The sequence below is a fragment of the Microseira sp. BLCC-F43 genome, from assembly GCF_041929235.1.
Taxonomy (GTDB): Bacteria; Cyanobacteriota; Cyanobacteriia; order Cyanobacteriales; family Aerosakkonemataceae; genus Microseira.
On sequence record NZ_JBHFNP010000324.1, the window covers coordinates 1 to 22075 of the forward strand.

General features: G+C 46.6%; 16 protein-coding genes. 8 read left to right on the plus strand and 8 right to left on the minus strand.

Annotation, left to right across the window (positions count from 1 at the left end):
• A partial coding sequence (locus ACE1CM_RS43550) for a helix-turn-helix domain-containing protein (RefSeq protein ID WP_374885700.1) occupies positions 1 to 108 on the minus strand: 108 nt, incomplete at its 3' end.
• A 204-nt stretch (positions 109 to 312) separates the two neighbouring features.
• Between ACE1CM_RS43550 and carB the strand changes: the two genes are divergently transcribed.
• The gene (carB, locus tag ACE1CM_RS43555; RefSeq protein WP_374885701.1) at positions 313 to 3690 is read left to right on the plus strand and encodes a carbamoyl-phosphate synthase large subunit; all 3378 of its coding nucleotides are present in this window, start codon (positions 313 to 315) and stop codon (positions 3688 to 3690) included.
• A 143-nt stretch (positions 3691 to 3833) separates the two neighbouring features.
• Positions 3834 to 4871 carry a CHAD domain-containing protein gene (locus ACE1CM_RS43560; protein ID WP_374885637.1) on the plus strand — a complete coding sequence of 346 codons (1038 nt, stop codon included), beginning with the start codon at positions 3834 to 3836 and terminating at the stop codon, positions 4869 to 4871.
• A gap of 441 nt (positions 4872 to 5312) precedes the next feature.
• Here ACE1CM_RS43560 and ACE1CM_RS43565 read toward each other — a convergent pair whose 3' ends face one another.
• From ACE1CM_RS43565 to ACE1CM_RS43580, 4 genes are all read right to left on the minus strand, one after another.
• Entirely contained in the window at positions 5313 to 5702 is a 390-nt protein-coding gene (locus ACE1CM_RS43565; protein ID WP_374885638.1) for a 6-pyruvoyl tetrahydropterin synthase family protein, read from the minus strand.
• Positions 5703 to 6314: 612 nt separating this feature from the next.
• Positions 6315 to 8210 carry a glutamine--fructose-6-phosphate transaminase (isomerizing) gene (gene glmS, locus ACE1CM_RS43570; protein WP_374885640.1) on the minus strand — a complete coding sequence of 632 codons (1896 nt, stop codon included), beginning with the start codon at positions 8208 to 8210 and terminating at the stop codon, positions 6315 to 6317.
• Between the two features lie 295 nt (positions 8211 to 8505).
• Positions 8506 to 8751 (minus strand): photosystem I iron-sulfur center protein PsaC, encoded by a 246-nt coding sequence (gene psaC / locus ACE1CM_RS43575; protein ID WP_299492574.1) that lies wholly within the window; start codon positions 8749 to 8751, stop codon positions 8506 to 8508.
• A gap of 244 nt (positions 8752 to 8995) precedes the next feature.
• Positions 8996 to 10651 (minus strand): protein kinase, encoded by a 1656-nt coding sequence (locus tag ACE1CM_RS43580; protein ID WP_374885642.1) that lies wholly within the window; start codon positions 10649 to 10651, stop codon positions 8996 to 8998.
• A gap of 306 nt (positions 10652 to 10957) precedes the next feature.
• Here ACE1CM_RS43580 and ACE1CM_RS43585 point away from each other — a divergent pair, with 306 nt between their 5' ends.
• The 4 genes from ACE1CM_RS43585 to ACE1CM_RS43600 all read left to right on the plus strand — a co-directional run bounded on the left by ACE1CM_RS43585 (position 10958) and on the right by ACE1CM_RS43600 (position 15678).
• Positions 10958 to 12802, plus strand: a complete 1845-nt coding sequence (locus tag ACE1CM_RS43585; RefSeq protein WP_374885644.1) for a calcium-binding protein — start codon at positions 10958 to 10960, stop codon at positions 12800 to 12802.
• A 161-nt stretch (positions 12803 to 12963) separates the two neighbouring features.
• On the plus strand, positions 12964 to 14154 hold the full coding sequence (locus tag ACE1CM_RS43590) for a M20 family metallopeptidase (RefSeq protein WP_374885646.1): 1191 nt from the start codon (positions 12964 to 12966) through the stop codon (positions 14152 to 14154).
• 436 nt (positions 14155 to 14590) lie between these two features.
• Positions 14591 to 14845 carry a hypothetical protein gene (locus tag ACE1CM_RS43595; protein WP_374885648.1) on the plus strand — a complete coding sequence of 85 codons (255 nt, stop codon included), beginning with the start codon at positions 14591 to 14593 and terminating at the stop codon, positions 14843 to 14845.
• Positions 14846 to 15303: 458 nt separating this feature from the next.
• Positions 15304 to 15678, plus strand: a complete 375-nt coding sequence (locus ACE1CM_RS43600) for a hypothetical protein (RefSeq protein ID WP_374885650.1) — start codon at positions 15304 to 15306, stop codon at positions 15676 to 15678.
• 10 nt (positions 15679 to 15688) lie between these two features.
• Here the strand turns inward: ACE1CM_RS43600 and ACE1CM_RS43605 are convergent, their stop codons facing one another.
• Together ACE1CM_RS43605 and crcB are read right to left on the minus strand one after the other, a co-directional pair.
• Positions 15689 to 17554 (minus strand): hypothetical protein, encoded by a 1866-nt coding sequence (locus ACE1CM_RS43605; RefSeq protein ID WP_374885651.1) that lies wholly within the window; start codon positions 17552 to 17554, stop codon positions 15689 to 15691.
• A gap of 112 nt (positions 17555 to 17666) precedes the next feature.
• Positions 17667 to 18071, minus strand: a complete 405-nt coding sequence (gene crcB / locus ACE1CM_RS43610; protein ID WP_374885652.1) for a fluoride efflux transporter CrcB — start codon at positions 18069 to 18071, stop codon at positions 17667 to 17669.
• 405 nt (positions 18072 to 18476) lie between these two features.
• On the opposite strand from crcB, the gene ACE1CM_RS43615 reads away from it, so the two are divergent.
• Complete coding sequence (locus tag ACE1CM_RS43615) at positions 18477 to 18992, plus strand: DUF1816 domain-containing protein (RefSeq protein ID WP_374885653.1); 516 nt, start codon at positions 18477 to 18479, stop codon at positions 18990 to 18992.
• Between the two features lie 2 nt (positions 18993 to 18994).
• Here ACE1CM_RS43615 and ACE1CM_RS43620 read toward each other — a convergent pair whose 3' ends face one another.
• The gene (locus tag ACE1CM_RS43620; protein WP_374885654.1) at positions 18995 to 21403 is read right to left on the minus strand and encodes an NACHT domain-containing protein; all 2409 of its coding nucleotides are present in this window, start codon (positions 21401 to 21403) and stop codon (positions 18995 to 18997) included.
• Between the two features lie 158 nt (positions 21404 to 21561).
• Here ACE1CM_RS43620 and ACE1CM_RS43625 point away from each other — a divergent pair, with 158 nt between their 5' ends.
• A complete protein-coding gene (locus ACE1CM_RS43625) occupies positions 21562 to 21780 on the plus strand; it encodes a hypothetical protein (RefSeq protein ID WP_374885655.1) in 219 nt (72 codons plus the stop codon).
• Positions 21781 to 22075 lie beyond the last annotated feature (295 nt).

Here is a 22075-nt window from a genome sequence, read left to right on the forward strand (position 1 = left end):
CAAAGAAAGGGCGTAATTCCAATACCAACGACAGCACCCAAACGACTTTGCCAGAGATACTTGCTGGTCTTGATCGGGGTAAATGCGGTATTTATACGCCTTGAGCATTTATCATCATCAGAAGTTGCTGATAACATAATAGCGTAGATTCTGTGGATTCGCGATCGCTCAGGTTATTTTTTGGTTGCTATCCATCCCCACCGCAAGTGACGGATGGGGAATTCCGTGAAATTTGTTAAACGCAGACCAACTCACGCACAGCAGGCTTACAATGGTCTGGGTTCAAATGCTGTCAGTGTTATAGAAACAAATATGCCCCGCCGTAACGACCTCAAAAAAATCCTGCTGTTGGGTTCCGGTCCGATTATCATCGGTCAAGCCTGCGAGTTTGACTATTCTGGAACTCAGGCGTGCAAAGCCCTCCGCAGCGAAGGTTATGAGGTGGTGCTGGTCAACTCCAACCCCGCTACCATCATGACCGATCCGGAAACAGCAGACCGGACTTATATTGAACCGCTGACGCCAGAAATGGTAGAAAAAGTAATCGCCAAGGAGCGACCAGACGCCCTCCTACCAACGATGGGCGGGCAAACTGCATTGAATTTAGCGGTGGCTTTGTCAAAAAATGGCGTCTTGGAAAAATACGGTGTAGAACTGATCGGGGCGAAGCTGGAAGCAATTGAAAAAGCCGAAGACCGGCAATTGTTCAAAGAAGCGATGGCGCGGATTGGGGTGGGTGTCTGTCCTTCTGGGATTGCCTCAAATATTGCCGAAGCCAAAGAAGTCGCCGCAAAAATCGGCACTTATCCCCTAATTATCCGACCTGCATTTACTCTGGGCGGTACGGGGGGCGGCATTTCATACAATCAGGAAGAATTTGAAGAAATGGCGCAGGGAGGGATAGAAGCTTCCCCCGTATCGCAAATTTTGATTGAAAAATCACTCCTGGGATGGAAAGAATACGAGTTAGAAGTGATGCGAGATCTGGCAGATAATGTAGTGATTATCTGCTCGATTGAAAACTTAGACCCGATGGGGATTCACACGGGGGATTCGATTACCGTCGCCCCGGCACAGACGTTAACGGATAAAGAATATCAGCGCCTGCGAGATGCGTCGATTAAAATTATCCGCGAAATTGGGGTAGAAACCGGCGGCTCGAATATTCAATTTGCGGTTAATCCGGTAGATGGGGAATTAATCGTAATTGAAATGAACCCGCGCGTGTCTCGTTCCTCGGCACTTGCTTCTAAGGCGACTGGGTTCCCGATTGCTAAGTTTGCGGCGAAGTTGGCGGTGGGTTATACCCTGGATGAAATCAACAACGACATTACCAAGAAAACCCCCGCGTCGTTTGAGCCGACAATTGATTATGTGGTAACCAAAATCCCCCGGTTTGCCTTTGAAAAGTTTCCCGGAACTCAGCCATTTTTGACTACCCAAATGAAGTCGGTAGGGGAAGCAATGGCAATTGGGCGCACGTTCTGCGAGTCGTTCCAAAAAGCGCTGCGGAGTTTGGAAACCGGACGTGCAGGATGGGGATGCGATCGCAATGAAAAACTCCCCAGTTTAGAACAAATTCGCGCCAATTTACGCACCCCCAATCCAGAGCGGATTTTTACAGTCCGCCACGCCATGATGATGGGCATGTCGGTAGAAGAAATCTACGAACTCACCGGCATCGACCCTTGGTTCTTAGATAAAATGGCGCAAATTCTGGAAACAGAAAAGTTCCTCAAACGCACAAAGCTGCAAGATTTGAGCCAAGAACAGCTGTTAGCAATTAAACAGCTGGGATTTAGCGATCGCCAAATCGCCTTCGCCACCAAAACCACCGAAGACGAAGTCCGCACTTACCGCAAACAATTGGGTGTAGTTCCCATCTACAAAACCGTCGATACCTGCGCGGCAGAGTTTGAAGCGTTCACTCCCTACCACTATTCAGTGTATGAAATGGGTAGTATGTCAGTCAGCAGTCAGTCGTCCGAACAAGAACAACTGACCACTGGCATTTGCGAATCTGAAGTGCTGCCTTCGGATAAACAAAAGGTGATGATTTTGGGCGGCGGCCCCAACCGCATCGGTCAGGGAATAGAATTTGACTACTGCTGCTGTCATGCTAGCTATGCTCTATCCGCTGCCGGGTTTGAAACTATTATGGTCAACTCGAACCCGGAAACGGTTTCGACTGACTACGATACGAGCGATCGCTTATATTTTGAACCCCTCACCAAAGAAGACGTTCTCAATATTATTGAGACAGAAAACCCGGCAGGCATTATCATCCAATTCGGCGGTCAAACACCCCTAAAATTGGCTGTTCCTTTGCAAGAATATCTGAACCAAATTGCTAATGGTTCATTGCTAATTGCTAATGGGGAAGAATCTAACCAATTACCAATTACCAATTCCCAATTACCAATCCCCAAAATTTGGGGAACTAGCCCTGATTCTATCGACATCGCCGAAGACCGAGAACGGTTTGAAGTCTTGTTGCAGCAGTTGCAGATGAAAACCGCCCCCAACGGTATTGCCCGCAGCGAAGGAGAAGCACTCGCCGTGGCGCGGCGGATTGGCTATCCCGTCGTGGTGCGCCCCAGCTACGTCCTCGGCGGGCGGGCAATGGAAATTGTCTACTCGGATGAAGACTTGCAGCGCTACATGACCATGGCGGTGCAGGTGGAACCAGAAAAACCCGTCTTGGTCGATAAATTCCTGGAAAATGCCGTCGAAGTCGATGTGGATGCGATCGCCGACTCTACGGGTAACGTAGTGATAGGCGGTATCATGGAACACATCGAGCAAGCGGGAATTCACTCAGGGGACAGCGCCTGCACCTTGCCGACAACTTCTCTGCCGCCCGCAACCCTAGAAACAATAAGGAATTGGACGATCGGGCTAGCCAAGGCACTGAACGTAGTGGGGTTGATGAATATCCAGTTTGCAGTGGTTGGTGCCCACGGATACATGCCCCAAGTTTATATCTTGGAAGCGAACCCCCGCGCGTCGCGCACGGTGCCATTTGTATCCAAAGCGATAGGCGTGCCGTTGGCGAAACTGGCATCATTAATTATGTCGGGGAAAACATTAGAAGAATTGGGATTCACCCAAGAAATTCTGCCCCGTCACATCGCGGTAAAAGAAGCCGTATTGCCGTTTGATAAATTCCCCGGTACGGATACTCTATTAGGGCCGGAAATGCGGTCTACGGGCGAAGTAATGGGGATAGACAGCGATTTTGGCAAAGCCTTTGCCAAGGCAGAACTGGCGGCAAATCAGCGCTTACCCCTGGCAGGGACGGTGTTTGTATCGATGAGCGATCGCGACAAACAAGCAATCGTCCCCGTGGTCAAACAGCTGTTAGAGTTAGGTTTTAACGTGGTAGCAACCGACGGAACCCGTCGCGTATTGCAAGAACACGGCCTCAAGAACGTCGAATTGGTGCTAAAAATCCACGAAGGGCGTCCCCACATCATGGACTCGATTAAAAACGAGAAAATCAACCTGATTCTGAATACGCCTTCTGGGGAAGAAGCGCAAAGCGACGGACGCCTGCTGCGTCGCACGGCTTTGGCTTACAAAATTCCGGTGATTACCACCATCGCCGGGGCGCAAGCAACCACGGCGGCGATCGCGCGCTTGCAGTCAGAACGACTCGAGGTAAAAGCGATTCAGGAATATCTTAAATAAGGTAATAGGTAATGGGTAATAGGTAATAGGGAAGATGGAGAAGATGGAGAAGATGGGAAAGATATTAGTTCCAACTCTCGCTTACCTCCATCACCTCCCTCACCTGCCATTACCCATTACCGATTACCCATTACCAATTTCTTATGAAATTACCAACGACATCAACGGCGAAAACCCTTGGAGACTGGGCATACCTCGGAATCGAGAAACACCTGAAAAAAATTCTCAAGCACGAAGCCGATGTTTTAGAAGACCGCGATCCGGAAGCGTTGCACCAAATGCGCGTCGGGATGCGTCGCCTGCGATCGGCGGTCACGGGTTTTGCACCCGCATTAGATCTGCCTGAGTCGGCGCAAGAAAAACAGATTGGTAAAATTGCTCTGACTTTGGGGAAACTGCGGGATTTAGATGTATTAAAAGAAGCACTGGAAAAGCGCTATAAACCCAATTTGCCCCGCGAAGAACAGAAAGTTTTGGAAAAAGCTTTGGCTTACCTAGATAAACGGCGGGAAAAGGTTTTAGAACAGGTACGAGAAACCCTTCATCACAAAAGTTATAAGCAATTTAAACAATCTTTGAAAGCGTGGTTGGAGTCGCCAAAATATCAGGCAATGGCTCAAATGCCAATTCACGAAGTATTGCCAGATTTACTCTTACCCTCAGTCAGCGATTTGTTACTTCATCAAGCTTGGTTGGTGGGAACTCAAGCTGAGGAAACAGAAATTAAACCCCTGAAAAATTTAAGTCACGAAGCGGTAGAAGAACAAATCGCAATCCACGGAGAAGTTCTGCACGACTTGCGGAAACAAACCAAGCGCGTGCGCTATCAAATGGAATTATTTACCGACTTCTATAGCCCGACTTATACAGCTTTTCTCGAAGATATCAAGAGCATTCAAGAAATACTGGGGCAAATTCAAGACAGCTTCGTTTTAGCCGAATTTCTCGCAGATGCCTTAGATTCTGAAACCACCAAAAACCTGCCAACCCTAGCTAAACAACTCGCCGAAACTCGCTACGAAATGTGGCAAGAGTGGCAACTGCTACAAATGCGGTATCTCAATTCTCATATCCGCCATTCCTTCCGTTCAGAACTTTTGTTACCCTCAAAAGACCCCATCAACGAGCAAGTTGCTGAGAATACTAAGTCTTTTAATGGGATAGTAAATTCACCTAATTAACTCAAGTTGCTAGTTACATCCAAGCACAAAGAAACCCGGTTTCTCTAAAAAATCGTGGGTTTGATGCTAAAGAAACCCGGTTTCTCTAAAAAATCGTGGGTTTGAAACCGAGAAATCGACGCATCACCTTTGTTTCTGAGCAAAGAAACCCGGTTTCTCTAAAAAATCGTGGGTTTGAAACCGAGAAATCGACGCATCACCTTTGTTTCTGACGCTCGGGTTTTGGGTAATTGTCACGATCGGGACTTACGCAGGAACTCCAGATATAGTGGACATGGTGCGTTACACTGCGTTAACGCACCCTACATATAGAGAAGTTGCGTAAGTCCCGACGATGTTAAACTCGCCCCTACTCTAACCAGGGGCTAATGTCAGAAAAAATGCTATATTATCAAGTTAGCAATTAGCAATTAGCTATTAGCTATTAGCACTATCTATAACTCAATCATCCTCATATTCCACCCAACTACTGGGCGTTTCAGATACAGCAACTTTCAGCTTTACCCCTTCCGGTAGAAGCTTCTTCGTCTTGTCGTAAATATACTGGGCAATCATCTCTGCGGTTGTGTCGTATTCGGGCGGTAGCACCTCATTTAAAACGCAGTGATCCAATCCCCCTTTGGTCACATCCTGCTTCGCCCAGCGCAACGTCCTGAAATCCGCCACCATCACCTTGTGGGGAACGAATTCCGATGAGTAAAGTTGATTGGCAGTTGCCTCAATTTTGATGCGGTAGGTATGACCGTGTAACCTACCGCAAGGGCCTTTGTAGTCTTTGATATAGTGGGCGCTATCAATAGAAAATTCAGTCACCAGTTTCCAGCGTGGCATATTTTTTAAGTTTATATTCTTGTGTTTGAAACCTTAAACATCTGGACTTATCCGTTGATTTATTAGTATTTATAGCGTAGCGCCAGCTTCTGGGTTAACCTTTAGTAGATTTTGTTTAGCTATTTTTACTTGGATTATACATGATTCTTCAGCGAAACCGCGAATCAATTTTTATGCAATTTTTTTCCAAATCGTAAAATTACTGACGCAGACATCCGTTTTTTACGTGTTTTCCTCATGTAACAATTATTATTTTTTGATAATTTATTTTTGTTCAGTAAAATTACGGAATTGCCAATTTGCCAGAAGTCTGATTCGCTTGTAAATACACTGCAAGAGCGAGTTGATTGTTGTAGAAGCGGATTCAGTATAATTACTAAGTTAAGCAACGCAAAGCTAGCGGGCACAAGTCTGATGCCAAATTCAGGTAGCGATCGCACTTTTCGGAGTTATGTGCATCTACTGGGTGACAAAAATGTCGGCAGAAGTCCCCCAGTATAAACAATCTCGCAAAAACCAATGTTTTAATAGGGGCACGGCATCAAAAATATATATTGGCACAACGAATTCAGGATGCCGTGCCCCTACTTCTGCTAAAAATCCCCTTTTCGCTTACTCCACCGTCACCGATTTTGCCAAATTCCGGGGCTGATCCACATCCAACCCGCGACGGGCGGCGATATGATACGCCAATAATTGCAGCGGAATCACAGTGACAATCGGGGAAAGTAACTCATCAACTGGCGGTACGGGTAACAAGTCATTAAAGATTTCTGCCGCTTCGGTGTCGTTGATTTGAGTTACCCCAATCAATCTGGAATCTCGCGCCTTTGCTTCTTGGGCGTTAGAGAGGACTTTTTCGTAGACGCTACCTTTGACTGCGATCGCTACAACTGGCACTTTAGCATCTAACAGCGCAATTGGGCCGTGTTTCATCTCCCCAGCGGCATATCCTTCCGCATGAATATAACTAATTTCCTTCAGCTTCAGCGCCCCTTCCAAGGCAATCGGGAAATTAATTCCCCGTCCCACGAAAATAAAATCTTGGGTTTCGGTAAAATCGTGGGCTAACTCTTCGAGGTACTTTTCAAGATTGCCCAACAGCATTTCAATCTGCGCCGGTAGCATATGCAATCCGGCAAGTATTTCTTCTATTCTTGATAGGGGCAGCGTCTGACGCCGATAGGCCAAATCCAACGCCAAACAGTAAAATGCCATTAATTGGGCGACAAAAGATTTAGTCGCGGCTACCCCAATTTCAATCCCCGCGTGGGTATCGATCAGATTGGGGACAATTCCCGCCAAGGAACTTTCGGGACGATTGGTAATTCCCAACAACCTTGACTCAAATTTACCGCCTTTTTCCGCCCGACGTTGCTTATCCATCGCCAACGCGGCTAGAGTATCGGCAGTTTCTCCCGATTGGGTAATGCCGATGGTGAGGGTATTGGGAGTCAAAGGCGGGGGTGCGTAGCGGTATTCCGACGCATATTGCACCGAGGTGGGAATTCCGGCTAACTGTTCTAACAGGTATTTTCCGACTAATCCGGCGTGCCAAGAAGTACCGCAGGCGACGATTTCAATTTGTTCTAAATTTTCGGAAAGAGATTCTGCCAGTTTTAGATTGACGGGTAGTTCTTTGGTGGCGGCATTCCAATCTGGATTAATGTAAGCTTCTAAGCAAGCCCGTACCACGGCGGGTTGTTCGTAAATTTCTTTGACCATAAAGTGGCGGAATCCCTGTTTTTCCACCAAAATTGGGTTCAAAGAAAGTAACTTGGGGGTTTTTTTGAGGCGAGTGCCTGCAAAGTTGTAAATTTCTACTCCCAAATGGGTTAGCAGCGCCATTTCCCCATTTTCCAAGGGTAGTACGGCGCGGGTATGGGTGACGATCGCTGGCGTATCCGAAGCGCAGAAAAATTCCCCTTGACCAAATCCCACCACGAGGGGCGCTTGTTGCCTGACGGCAACGATTTCATCGGGGTAGTCGGCGCTGACGACTGCGATCGCAAATGCCCCCTCTAGTTTATGCACAGCTTGTCGGACTGCTTCTAATAACGGTGAACGGTGATGGGCATCCGAAAGTTGAATTTTAGCCAAAAATTCAGCAATTAAGTGGGGGATAACTTCCGTATCCGTATCCGAACGAAACTTGTGTCCTCGTTGCTTTAATTCTTCCCGCAACTCGCGATAATTTTCCACAATGCCATTTTGCACCACCGCCACGCGCATTGCCGTATCCATGTGGGGATGGGCATTATACTCTTCTGGTTTACCGTGGGTAGCCCAGCGCGTGTGTCCGATGCCGACAGAGGCTGGATTTTCCATCCCTGCTAGTTTATCGCGCAGGTTATCTAGTTTCCCTTTGGCGCGGACGCAATGAACTTCACCTTCCCACACCGTGGCGATTCCGGCGGAATCATAGCCCCGGTATTCCAGTTTCTCTAACCCAGAAAGCAAAATTTCGCTTGCCGATTGGGTGCCGATATAGCCAACGATTCCGCACATTTAGCGAAGTCTCCTGCCTAGCTATTAGTGATGATTTATTGGTCCTTAGTCCTTCACTCTTGAACTAACAACCAGCTTGCCAAGGTAGGATAACACAACTGTAATCGGGGCGGCTGAGCAAAAATACAGAGGAATAGGGAGGACTTGGGGAAATTCTTCTAACCATTACCAATCACCCATGACCCATGACCAATTCTGTAAAGGCGAAGCATTGCGGAAACAAGACCCTAACAATAGAAGCAGAGTTTAATTGCCGCCATGCTTCGCCCCTAGAGACTGCTGACGCCGGACTCGCTTAGTAAGCCAGACCCATACTGCGGGTAGTTTCAGCGCCCAGGTAGACCCGGATGCTCAAAAAGTCAGTAGGACATGCAGTTTCGCAACGCTTGCAGCCAACGCAGTCTTCCGTGCGAGGCGAAGAGGCAATCTGACCAGCTTTGCAGCCATCCCAGGGAACCATTTCCAGCACGTCTAGAGGGCAAGCGCGGACGCACTGAGTGCAGCCAATACAGGTGTCGTAGATTTTTACGGTATGAGACATGGTATAAGGACTCCAAATGAAAGCTGAACAACTAAAATATCTGCCAAAAGCAGATAAAGGCGAGCTTTTCCGGATCAACGCTTAGTTTACCGCAGTGGCTTAAATTACTCGTGCAAAAGTCTGCAAAACTTTAAAGAACTTGACAATTTGGGGGGATGGGTAATGGGTAATGGGTAATGGGTAATTGGTCAGTCTACCAAGTTGTGGGCGATCGCAGCGTTGGTGGATTCTTTCCGATCGCCGATTACCCCGCGCGGCGCCAAAGTTTGATTGTCCTGTCGTCGCTACCGCTGGCGATCGCATGTCCATCTGGACTAAACGCCACCGAACGAACCGGCGCTTGATGTCCCCAGAGAATATCCATCAGCTTGCCGCTACCGAGATGCCAAACCAAGATCTGGCAATCTGCGCTACCACTGACTAGCATCTCACCATCTGGGCTGATACAGAGGGCATTAACCGCTGCTGAATGTTGGGTGAGGGTGTGCAACAGTACCCCACTGTCCAGATGCCAAATTCTAATCGTCTGGTCTGCGCCGCCGCTGGCTAAAATCTTACCATCCGGACTCAGGACGACGGCAAAAACTGCCCCAGAATGTCCGCGTATGGTATCTAGCAGTTTCCCCGTACCTGGATGCCAAAGCTTAACCGTACTATCAGAGTTACCGCTAACTAGGGTTTCTCCGTCTGGACTAAACGCGACTTGGTGAACTGCACCTGCACCGGCGTCTAGGGTATGCAGCAGTTGTCCCGTTACTGTATTCCAGATGGAAATCTTGCTATCCCCAGTCCCGGAGGCGAGGGTTTTTCCGTCGGCACTGATAACGGCGAATTTGACCGCTTGCGACTCAGATCTTACCGATTGTACTAACTGACGGCTGCTTAAATGCCAGACTTTTAAAGTTTTATCATCGCTGCTACTGGCGATTGTTTCTCCATCGGGACTAAAGGTGACTTGCTCGATTTTGCCAAGTCCGCTGAAGGTATGCACGCATCGCCATTTGGGGACGCCTTCTTCGAGGTCTTTTATTACAATATCAGCAGATTGGTAGCGTTCTTTGAGCGAGTCCTTAATTAATTTATCCAATATTTGACCCAGATGGTCGCTGACATCGGTTGCTTTGTTTCTGAGATATTCTCGCCATATCCAAATTCCTTGTTCTGCATCGTAAAGTTCTTCCAATGCTGCCCCTGCAAGTAACTGAATGCAGGTGATGCCTAAACTGTAAAGGTCGCTGGCGGGATAAACTTTGCCACGGGTTTGTTCGATGGGTGCATATCCTTCTGTGCCGTATCTCGATCCGGTTTTACCGCAGGCGGTTGGCTGCAATTGCTTGGCAAGTCCAAAGTCAATTAGCATTAATTTGCCGTCGCTTTGGCGACGAATAATATTCATCAGTTTGATATCCCGATGAATTACATTATGAGCGTGAATAAATTTCAGGACGGGTAACATATCGTTTAACAAATCCCGGATTTTTTGTTCGCTGAATCCCCCTTGATCTAACAATTCTTCTAACAAATTCTGCCCTTGGATATATTCTTGGACGATATAAAAGCGTCTATCTTGCTCAAAGCAAGCTAATAGGGTTGGGATTTGGGGGTGGGTTCCCAACTGTAGCAGTAAAGCGGCTTCTTGCTCAAAAGCGCGGCTTACCTTTGCCATTGCTTCAGCTTGGTCTTGCACTTTCCGCCATTTAAAAAGTTGCTTGATGACGCAGCGATCTCTCAGTCTATCTGCATCTTCACCCAATAACGTGCGCCCAAAGTTCCCTTCTTCAATTACCTGGATGACTCGATAGCGGTTTCTCAACCACAGCGCCGAGTTGCAGGCAAGGCAAAACTCGACCACCTCTGGGTTTTGGGGATTTTCGCAAGCTGGATTGAAGCAATAGGTCATAGGGAGAGGTAAAGAAATTTACTAGCTTTGACGCCAAACCGAGCGTCTATATTTCGGTATAAATTCGGTTTTAAGTCACTCTATATACTGCTATCTTGCGTATATTCCGGTCAGATTCAAAATTTGAGTAATGGCTGGTATGACTTTCCATCAAAGCATAAAAGTTCCCATCCGGCATAAAAATTAATAATTTTTGTGGGGAACCTGGTCTGAAAAAATACCGTCAAAAGGCCAAAGGTATTTACCCTGTCTCTTTTCTAGATCAGAGATACACGAGTTATTGACCCATTTCAGGAGATAGATTGCATGACTTTGAATTTAGACAGCTGCTTCGACGAACAGTTTTACATCAAGGGAAACGATGACGTTGCGAAGGCAGTCAAAGAAGGCAAATTCAAAAGCGGCAGGGAACACTACGAGAAAGTTGGTAAATACGAGAACCGCAACCCCAGTATTGCTTTTGATGCCAACCAATACTTGAACGAAAACAAGGATGTTAAAGATGCGGTGCAAAAAAGCGGTGGTAAATTGACTGCGATCGAACACTACCTCACATGGGGCGACCGAGAAGGTCGTAGCGGTAACCGGGATTTCTTCAATGCTGGCAGCTATCTAGCAACATACGAAGATGTAGGTAAGGTTGTTGCCAATGGTAAAACAGGTGCGCTGGAACACGCGCTGATGTTTGGAGCCAAAGAAGGTCGTCAAGTCAGCACGCTCTACGATAACACATTCTATGCCCAGACTAAAGAGGTGCAGCAAGCGATCTCGAACGGGCAAGTCAACAGTTCGTTAGAATACTTCGTTACAAAGGGTGCAGGATCGGGGGATATTCCCACCGCCATATTCGATAAAGATTATTACTTAGAGCGAAACAAAGACATCGCGAAGGCAATTGAAGAGGGGAAACTTGGCAGCGCTTATCAACACTTCCTCGAGTATGGAATTTATGAAAAAGGTCGTGGATTCAACCCCCTGTTCGATGAAACCGAATATCTCAACGCCAATCAGGATGTAAAAGCGGCAGTCGAAAAGGGAAACCAAAACAGTGCCGTAGAACACTTCATCTTATATGGCGCTGGAGAAGGTCGCAATCCCAGTTCTAAGTTTGACACCAAATTCTATCTTGCCCTCAATCCGGAGGCCAAAGACGAAATTACCGGCGGTGCCTATAGCAGCGCCTTCGAGCAATACCTTGCAAAAGGAAAAGAGCAAGGTTTCATCGCCACGACGGAATCCTTCGGCACCAACAAAGATGATTTGCTCCTAGGCACGGCAGTCGCCGATTTCTTTGATGGCAAAGCTGGCATGGATATCATTTCCGGCAGTGGCGCCGATGACATCCTCAAAGGCGGTGCGGGGAATGACTACGTATTCGGCGATGGTGGTGACGATCTCGTCAAGGGTGATGACGGCAACGATTTAGTGTTCGGCGGCACCAACGATGATGTGGTAGAAGGCGGTGCCGGTGACGACATCATCATCGGCGAAGCAGGTGACGACCTCTGCCTTGGCAGCGAAGGCAATGACTTTCTTTACGGCGGCGAAGCGAATGACATCCTCGTGGGCGGGCCAGGTAAAGATATCATTGCAGGTGGTGAAGGTAACGATAGTCTGTTTGGCGGTGAAGGCGAGGACTTGCTGTTCGGCGGCGACGGGGACGACTACATGTATGGAGGTGCAGGAAAAGATACCCTCGTCGGCGGCGCTGGTAAAGATATCTTCGTCATCGATTCTATAGCGCTAGGCAGTGGTAAAGCTGGGGACACCGTCACAGGTGGCGGCGCTAAATCTGGCTTTGACGTGATTTACGATTTCAATGCCTCTGAAGACCGGATACAGATAGCTGGCGATTTGGGTTTTGGTAACGCCAATGACGTACTTAAGTCGGTGACTACGGGTACGACGAGTACGGGTGTAACTTACAACGTCATCGCGCTGTCTCAGCAGTTCCGGATCGCTGTCTTTGGTAATTCTTCGCTGACGGTGAATAATATTTCGGTTGGTTTGGGTAATCTTCCAGGTTCAATTAACAGTTCAACCCTAGTTGACCTGGGTAAGATCAAGGGTGCGAGTACTGGAGCGCTTAAGAAGTTTAGCGGCAAGCTAAAATCCGGTTCGTTCAAGGCAAAATCCAAAGGCTTTAAGTAAGTCACGCTAGGGATGAAGAAACCCAGAAATCTTTCTGCGAGAAACCGGGTTTCTCAGAAACCCGGTTTTTTGGAAAAACCGGGTTTCTCTTGCGATCCCTTCCACTTCAACTTTTGTAACAACCCGTATCATGAGAAAAAGCCGCATCAACCAATTCATCCATGCTTACCCGGATTAAACACTTAGCCACCAAACTCGCACCCCGCTTGATTGAAATTCGCCGCCACATCCACGCGCATCCAGAATTAAGCGGTCAAGAATATCAAACTTCAGCTTACGTCGCCGGTGTTTTATCTTCCTACGGTCTTCAGGTGCGAGAACAAGTTGGTAAAACCGGCGTCATCGCCCACCTGAATGGGGCAGGTACCGATGATAGACTGCTAGCAATTCGGACGGATATGGATGCTTTGCCGATTATCGAACGCACAAATTTAGAATATGCTTCCCGCGAATCAGGAGTGATGCACGCCTGCGGTCACGATGTCCATACCACGGTTGGTTTAGGTACGGCAATGGTTTTGGCTGAGTTGGGAGAACAATTGCCGGGGTCGGTGCGTTTTATTTTTCAACCCGCTGAAGAAATTGCTCAAGGCGCAAGTTGGATGGTTGCTGATGGGGCGATGGAAAATGTGACGGGGATTTTATCGTTGCACGTTTTTCCTACGATTCCAGGGGGTTCGGTGGGGATTCGGTACGGTGCTTTAACCGCTGCGGCAGATGAGTTAGAAATGATTATTATCGGGGAATCGGGTCACGGGGCGCGTCCCCACGAAGCGATTGATGCGATTTGGATTGCGGCACAAGCGATTACCGCGCTTCAGCAAGCGATCAGTCGCACGCAAAATCCCCTGCGTCCGGTGGTATTGACGATTGGCAAAATTGCGGGGGGACGAGCGCCCAACGTGATTGCGGATCAAGTAAAGTTATTGGGAACGGTGCGATCGCTTCACCCAGAAACCCGCGCCGCTTTACCCCAATGGATCGAACAAATTGTCGCTAATATCTGTAAAACTTACGGCGCCCGCTACGAATTTAACTATAAGCGGGGAGTGCCTTCAGTGCAAAACAATGCCGCACTGACGCAACTATTGGAAGAATCAGCTAGGGAAGCATGGGGAAGCGATCGCGTTCAAATTATCCCAGAACCTTCCCTCGGCGCTGAAGACTTTTCCTGCTATTTAGATTACGCCCCCGGTGCGATGTTTCGCCTCGGTGTCGGACGCGCCGATCAACCCAATTACCCCTTACACCATCCCCAATTTGAAGTCGATGAATCTGCCATCGTCACCGGCGTCGTTACTTTAGCTTATGCTGCATATAAGTATTGGCAAGAAACTTACGGTCATCGATAATGCACGGCAAAAGTAGTAGGGACGCGATATCAATAGACCTCTGGCAAAAGTCCTTTTCAGAAGATTTGAAGGGCGGGCGTCCCGCCCACCCCACCAGAATTTTTCTGGTTTTGTGGGGTGGGCGTCCCGCCCGCCTCAAATATTTTTGCCAGAGGTCTAATCTATCAGGCGCGTCCTTCCACCTAAAAGATGCCGTGTCCCTACCCATGAACCGAAAATGCTATAAACCCTTTCCTAAGAGAGATGCTCTTGCTAAGAACTTGTTGTTAAATTAACCCATTAGTCAGATTGCTAATAACTAACCCATAATATCACATCCTCTGATTATAGTCTGGGCTGGCTAATGGCTAATAGTAAAAAAGCAATTAGCAATTAGCAATTAGCAGATATTGATAGTAATCAGGCGGACATGATATAACACAACAAACAACTAATTATGGCATCACCTACACCTTTACACGACACCGATTTAATAGATTGCGCCAAAGCCAATGCTAAAGAAGGAATTGCAACCGCTGCCTATCTGTGTGGCTACGGCAAGGATATCAATACCTTTGAGCGAGAACTCAAACAAGCTTGCGATCGTATTGGCGTAAAATATAACGAACTGGGCGACTTGATTACCGACTTTGACATAATTATAGATCGGGGCGGAATTGAAATTGCTCCCGATACCCCATCCCAGCTTTAAAAAATTAGCAATTGATAAAAATTTACCTCGATACGCTGATGCTTATAACCTGAAAGAAAAGCCCCAAATAATTTACCCAAAACCTGGTATAGACACGGCAGCAAGGATTCGGGTGTGACAACCAATGTTTTATCTGCCGTGTCCCTACTTTTTAAACAATTTTTTATCCCTGAGTCAAGCATAAATCCTATGCTTAAGAATTCATAAAAATGTAGCTTATAAGTCTTGGCTTAAGAGCGGGAAATATGAGATAATGCAAGAGAAAGAAGCCAAGGTAAATAACTGAAAAATCAAAGAATGGAATCAGCAGATTGGATGAATTGGATAGCGGGCGGTCTGGCGATCGCTATTTTTATCAGCGGGGTGTTGAGGATGTTCACCAATATTTGGAATAACAAAAAAACAAAATAAAGTCAAGTCCAAGAGCGATCGCTAATAATCCAACACGAGTAAACTGCATGATCGACCTCAATAGCATATTTGAATTCTCGCGCACCCACTGCCTTGCCATTTGTGGGTTTTTAGTACCAGCTAACTTACTCGCAACCTTGCAAACGCTGATTCTAGTAGGATTGAATCGACCTCAATACCAGGTGCAACGCGCAACGGTAATGGCAATTACCTGCGCTTTAGCAATGGTACTGCACGTCTACACTTGGTTTGCCATCGGCGTCGTTATGCCGCCTACATACATTTTGCTGTCATTGGGAAGTGTATGTTTGTGCTTGAATATTTGGGCGTTAGGGCATCGAGAAAGTATGATGCGACTACTCAGAACATTGTATTTATCAGCAGTAGGGCGAGTTAGGTGGCTAAAACCAAATAAAATCTAAAATCCGCCGCTCAATCTCGCCGCCAAATGTTAATCGTACCGTAGGCGCTGCCGCTGACAAGAATTTGTCCATCGGGACTCAGGGCAAGGGATATTACCGACTCTGGGGTATCTGCTATCAAAATGCCCAGTTGTTTGTTGGTTGTTAAATGCCAAATCTGAATCGTACCATCGGCGCTACCGCTAATCAGCGTTTCTCCATCTGGACTGATAACAATTGAAGTTACTGCACCTTGATGACCTTTTAGCACCGCGATGCGGTTTCCTGTGGGAACATGCCACAACTTGACGGTTTTGTCGCTACTACCGGAGGCGAGAATTTGCCCGTTGGGAGAGAATGCGAGATCGCCGATCGCCCCCAAGTCGCCGCTAAAGGTTTGCAGTAAATTTCTGCGTTCCCAATCCCAAATTTTAATCGTTCCATCGGCACTACCAGAGGCAAGGAGCCCCCCGATCCCCAATGGGGAAGGCATCCCCCCTGGCCCCCCTGGGGAAGGGGGGCCAGGGGGGATCGGACTAAAAGCAACTGCCCCTATCGCCCCCGCATGTCCTTCTAAAGTTTCAATTAATTCTCTGGTTTCTAAATGCCATAGTTTAACAGTTTGGTCAAAATTACCGGAAGCGAGAATCGATCCTTTGTTCTGTGGGTTGGGGGAAATTGGACTGATAGCAACTGCGCGAACCGATCCGGAATATTCCCAAAACGTGTAAATTGATTTGCTGCTTTCGAGGTCCCATAGCTTAATTGTTTGATCTGAACTACCGCTGACAAGGGTTTTACCATCTTGTCCTAATGCGATCGCATATATCTCTCCCCCGCTTTCGCACAAGGGGCGAATTAGCTGTCCAGTTCTCAAATTCCAAAGTTTAATTGTTTGGTCAAAACTACAGCTAATTAGCGTTTGTCCATCGTTAGCAATTGCCAAATCGCTTACCCAATCACCATGCGCCGGTAGGGTATGGACGCAACGCCAAGTCTGTTGCGGAGGTTCGCTTTGAGATGCCCTGGAGGATACAGCATATTGTGGCACAGGCGTCCCGCCTGTAATTCCAGCACCAGAAGCATATTGTGGCACAGGCGTCGCGCCTGTCATTCCACCACCAGAAGCATATTGTGGCATGGGCGTCCCGCCTGTCATTCCACCACCAGAAGCATATTGTGGGGGCGTCGCCATCCTTTCTGCTTGGCGTTGCAATGCTTCCACCTGCTGGGAAATTGCGGCAATATTATCGGAGAGCTGTCCTAACGCCCGCTCCAAATACTCTACTTTAGGTCTGGGTTTTTCTTCCCTATCCCTATCCCTACTTCCTGCTTTGCGTTGAATTGCTTTAACCTGCTGTTTCAAATCGTCGATCTGACGTTGCACCGCATTATCGACTTGATCCGAAATACCAGCAAGTCCTCGCGATATACGTGCCAATCCTTGCTCTAAATCCTCTATCCTTGTGGTTAGGGAAGATCGGTTGAGATAATTGGCGATACTGGTTATAGACTCTTGCAAATTGGCGCACTGCTGCTGAACTTGCCCAAGGTCTTCATAAATCGGATTGATATTAGTCTGAATTAACGAGGCGAGATGGTCTGGCGCTGGCACCCAGCTAGCGGCGCCAGATGGGGTGATGCTGCTGTAGTAGCTGGCAAAAGATTTGAGTTGGTCTGAAACTTCTCGCTCAACTTGCTCAACGATAGCGCTAGTTTCCTGCTGCATCAGTAGTTGAAAGCGACGACGGTTGATCAGATTGAGACATACCAACACCGAAAGCGGTACGATCGCGTAGATCGCCTGTTTAGCGATCGCCGCTACTATCAAGCCAATAATTAAGCCTACCAGGAATACAAATTCCGCGATTTCCAGGCGGTTCAGCTTGTTCGACATTGCAACACTTGCAAAAGCTATCGTGCTTGAATCATAGCAGGTGAGCAGGTGAGAGATGTAGGGGCGGGTAATACCTGCCCAATCTGGGGAAAACCCGCTGCTTCTGCGCCAATTACCCCTTACCAATTACCCTTGCTATAATTACCCCCAATTGAACGCTAATAACTCCCAAAATCGCACTACCTGCCCAATAAAGACCGGCACTTAAAAACGCGCCCTCGCGCAGCAGGTAAAGCGTTTCGATCCCGTAGGTAGAAAATGTGGTATAAGCACCCAAAAATCCCGTTGCTACCAATAGCCGCACTTCTGGGGAAATCGCCCCCACCCGATCTAACGCCAATGTAGTGAAAAAGCCCATCCCAAAACAGCCGGTAACGTTGATCAAAAAAGTTCCGTAAGGAAACCCCGTACCGAAGCGTTGCACAAACCACACTGTGAGATAGTAGCGACTCAGGGCACCAGCGATCGCTCCTAAACTTATAGCAATTGGATGGCGAATGGCAGGATCTTGCAGCATCTCGTCTCAAAATCGGGGGTTGGGTCTGGCAGTCTGACGCAAAGAAACCGGGTTCCTCTAAAAAATCCTTGAGCCAGGAAACTACAGATCTAGGTCGAAACCCGGTTTCTGGCCTCCTTTGAGCGTAAGTCCCGAATACTTAACTTTTTTATCACATCTTTCTGTTTCACTTCAACCTTCTTAAATTAATATATCTTTTTTTAGCAAAATATACAATTTATGCTGAGTTTTTAGATGAGAAAATTTAAAAAAAATATAGACATTAAAAAAAAATTATACAAACGGCGTCTAGTTCGTTTTTGACTCTAGAATTTTAAGACGAAAATTTTATTTCAGCCACAGATCCTTTAGTCTCAAAAAGCCCCTTTAGGGGCTTTGTTTGTCTAACCGAAGGGGGAGTCAGTAATGGAAGACAGTCACAAGCAAGAACTCGATGGGATAAAGTCTAATTTTTTAGACAGGTTAACTGAGCTTTTTTCCAACCAAATGGATAGCATTATCTTAGCGGTTGAACTTTTGAAATGTTCTGATTATATCTGGACAGAAGCGGAAGAATACTATCTAGAGTTTGTCAAAAAATATGCGATTCAAATGGTTGAATTCATTAAAGCTAAAACGATACTCATCAATCCAAATGAAGCCGAATTAAAGTCTCGGTTAGATCGTTTTGGAAAAGCTTGGTGGGTGGAAATTACCACAACTAACCCCCGCATTAACTACTATTTTGGCCCCTTTATTAGCGCCAAAGAAGCTGGAATTGCCCAACCAAGTTACATGGAAGCTATAGAACATAAGGGAGAACAAATACAAGGGGTTCGCATTCAACAGTATAAACCCACATTTTTACCTAGTGTCAATCGCGAAGCGGCACAAAGTTATCCAAGTCAAATAAGCCATCTTTTCAAACCCGATCTTAACTAATATCAAACTTGGTCATGGCTGCTGATTTTTTGGCAATTACCAATTACCAACAACAAAGTCTCTTCAATTTGCTGTCGCGCACCGTCAGTTACTTCACAGCCGCTATTGAGGCAATCTACCAGTAATTGATTCGCCTCATAATATTGCTTGAGCAATTGCTTTTGTTGATGGCTAAATTGCCAATGGTGTCCGGCATGACGATGGGCAATCAGCAAGGCTTTTAAATCCTCGATCCAAGCTTGACCGTTTGCTTGCCACCAGTTTTGAAAGCTTGCGGAATTTTCGGCTTCTTGAGGAAGTTTTGCTTTAAGTTGTTGTAGCGAGTTCTGCAATTCTAAGGCTAAATCGCGTTCAAGTGCCAAGTCAAAGTTAAGCACACAACTTAGAATTAATTCCAGCTCGCATAAACGTCTCAAAGCTGGGTCAAGTGTATAATCGGTTGCTCTCAATTTTCGGTCAAATTCGATGGCAAAATTAAAGTTGGGTGTGAGGGCAAGGTTGGAGTCAAGCGTCTGAGCAAAGTTGAGGTAAAGCGGTAGGGTAAAGTCAGGCAAGGGGGGAAATTGAACGTCAAGTTTGCCCATGTTTAAAGCCAAAGCTAAATAACTATCTAGGACATAGGCAAGGGAAAAATAAAAGGCTCGCACGGCAGCGAGTTGGCGATTTTCTTGGAATGACCAAGATTTTTGACTCACCCATTTTAAGAATTGCTGCAATGTTTCATCTTTTGCTAAAAGCCCATCGATTTGTTCTTTCATCATCTGCAATAAAGGAGCAGCATTTGGCAAGATTTCAGCTACGGTTAAAAAGACTGATTGCCAGGGTTTATCGGTAATATAGGTAGGGGCATATTTAACCAGATATTTCCCATAAGCTGGCGATTGATTGCTAAAATATGCCCCGACTGATAAACCGGCATTGGCAATTTGTTTGGCGGTTAAATATACTTGAAAAGTTTGGTGAGAAAAAGCATAAATATTGTGGGAACGCAAAACTAATAACCCATGTTGCGCCTCAATCGATTTCAGCACGGCAACGCTGGCTAATTCCAATGCTTCCGCAGCGGTATCCCCGTCGGGTAACTGACGCAAATAGTCGGCAATATACGGCTGAATTATCGAGATTTCAAAAACATAATCGCCCCGCTCAAACGTAATCGCTGCCAAATAACTCAACAGCTTAATTTTGCCTGCTAAAGACAAATTAGGATAACTTTCATCTCGTTCAATTCCCCTAGCTGCATCCCATCGGAATAACAGAATATCCAAAGCTTCCCGATAAATTTTAGAGCGTTGGCGGGGAAAGTTGGCCTTGCTATCAAACGCCAAGCAGACGAGATGGAGTAACAGCGGGGTGGCGGCAAGTTCTCGAATTAAGCGATTTTCTGGGAGGTTCAACTTGTCAATAAATGCAGATGCTTTGGCTATTCCTGCTTGTTGGTTATTTTTAGCTACTGCCACAAACCACTTTTTCGCAAAAGCTTCGATTTGCTCTTGGTTAAAATCGGCAATTTCCACTTCTGCGAAGCCTTCCAACTGATAGTTACAAGCGGCTGTTCGAGTTGCGATCGCATACTTATTTTTGTAATATCTCTGGGAAAAAGTGCGAATTTCTTGCCAAACGGCATCGCTGTCTTTTTGGGGAACTTCATCTAACCCATCGAGCAAGATCAGCATTCTGCCGCTTTCCAACAATTTTTCGACTTCTTTTGCCCCTATGCCGCAAATTTCTAACTCTTGGCTGATGTATTCTAGAAGAGACATTCCGTTGCTGGTATCTTCTCCAAAGTCCTTCAGTCGCATAAAAATAGGGAGAAGGGAATCTGGCAACTCGCCTCGCTGACAAGCGCACGCCAGATATTGCAAAAATATCGTTTTACCAGATCCTGGTTTTCCCAGTACGGTTAATTTGCCGTACTTTGCCACGGCCTCAAGTGCCGCTACTCTTTCTGGGAGCAGTTTTTCCCAGTCGGTTTGCCAGTCAGATAATTCTAACCACTTTCGAGCGACCGGCTGTTCTAGAATCTTAACTTCAACGTAAATATCGTCTAAATTCACCGGAAAAGCAACGTCCAATAGGCGGAGACTACCGCACTGGTGTTCAATTTTCTCGCCGTATGGCGCTCGCGCGCCTTCTACCTTGGCATCGATGTCCCAATCGTTACTTTCCTCAGAGGTGACAGGAACTTTGGGTATATCGGCAATTTCTTGCCAATTCAAGTCCAGCAAGAAACACAGCTCAATAAAGACTTGGCGATCTACAGGTTGACCTGCGAAAAATCGCCCAATTGGTTGGCGAGTTTTTATACCAACTTCTCTGGCTAAATCTGCTTGCGTCCATCCCTTGCTAGTAAATGCCTGCTTTGCTTGTTTGATGCCTTCTGGGGATGCTTGGAGCGATCGCTTTGCCATAACTTACGCTTCGCCGCTATTTTGATCGTAATTCTATAATTATTTTATAAATAATACAAATCATACCTAAATAAAACTTTTACTCAAACTCGATATCATCCATGAATCTTTTATTGTAGAAAAAGCTCCTCTTGTGCATATACTGGGAACAATGTGACATGGAAAACGCGAGTATTACAAAAATCAGCCAGAGCAAAACAGGTTTGCTCAATACGGTAACGAACGATTTATTAACTAACTTGCATAACATTGCGTTAGCCGTTGAACTTTTGCGACTTTCTAACCAGCAATGGACCCAAGCGCAAAAGCAATCCCTCGATTTGATGCAAAGCAAAACTTATCAAATGTCCGATCTAATCTCTAAGGGAATTGAGTAATAACTCAAGTTGCTAGTTATAAACAAGGGCGTTGCTAATTGCTAATTGCTAATTGCTAATCTAGGATTTTTACCAATCTCGCCATTAGCGATTAGCCATTAGCCGCTCCCAGAGAGGTAACTAGCAACTTGAGTTATTAACTCAAGTTGCTAGTTACATCCCAAGGCATTGAAACAAAGGTGAGCGGAAAAATCGTGGGTTTGACGCTAAAGAAACCTGGTTTCTCTCTACGAAGAAACCGGGTTTCTGGGGGAATGGGTAATTGTCAAGAGTAGACTGAGCCATGAATCCAATT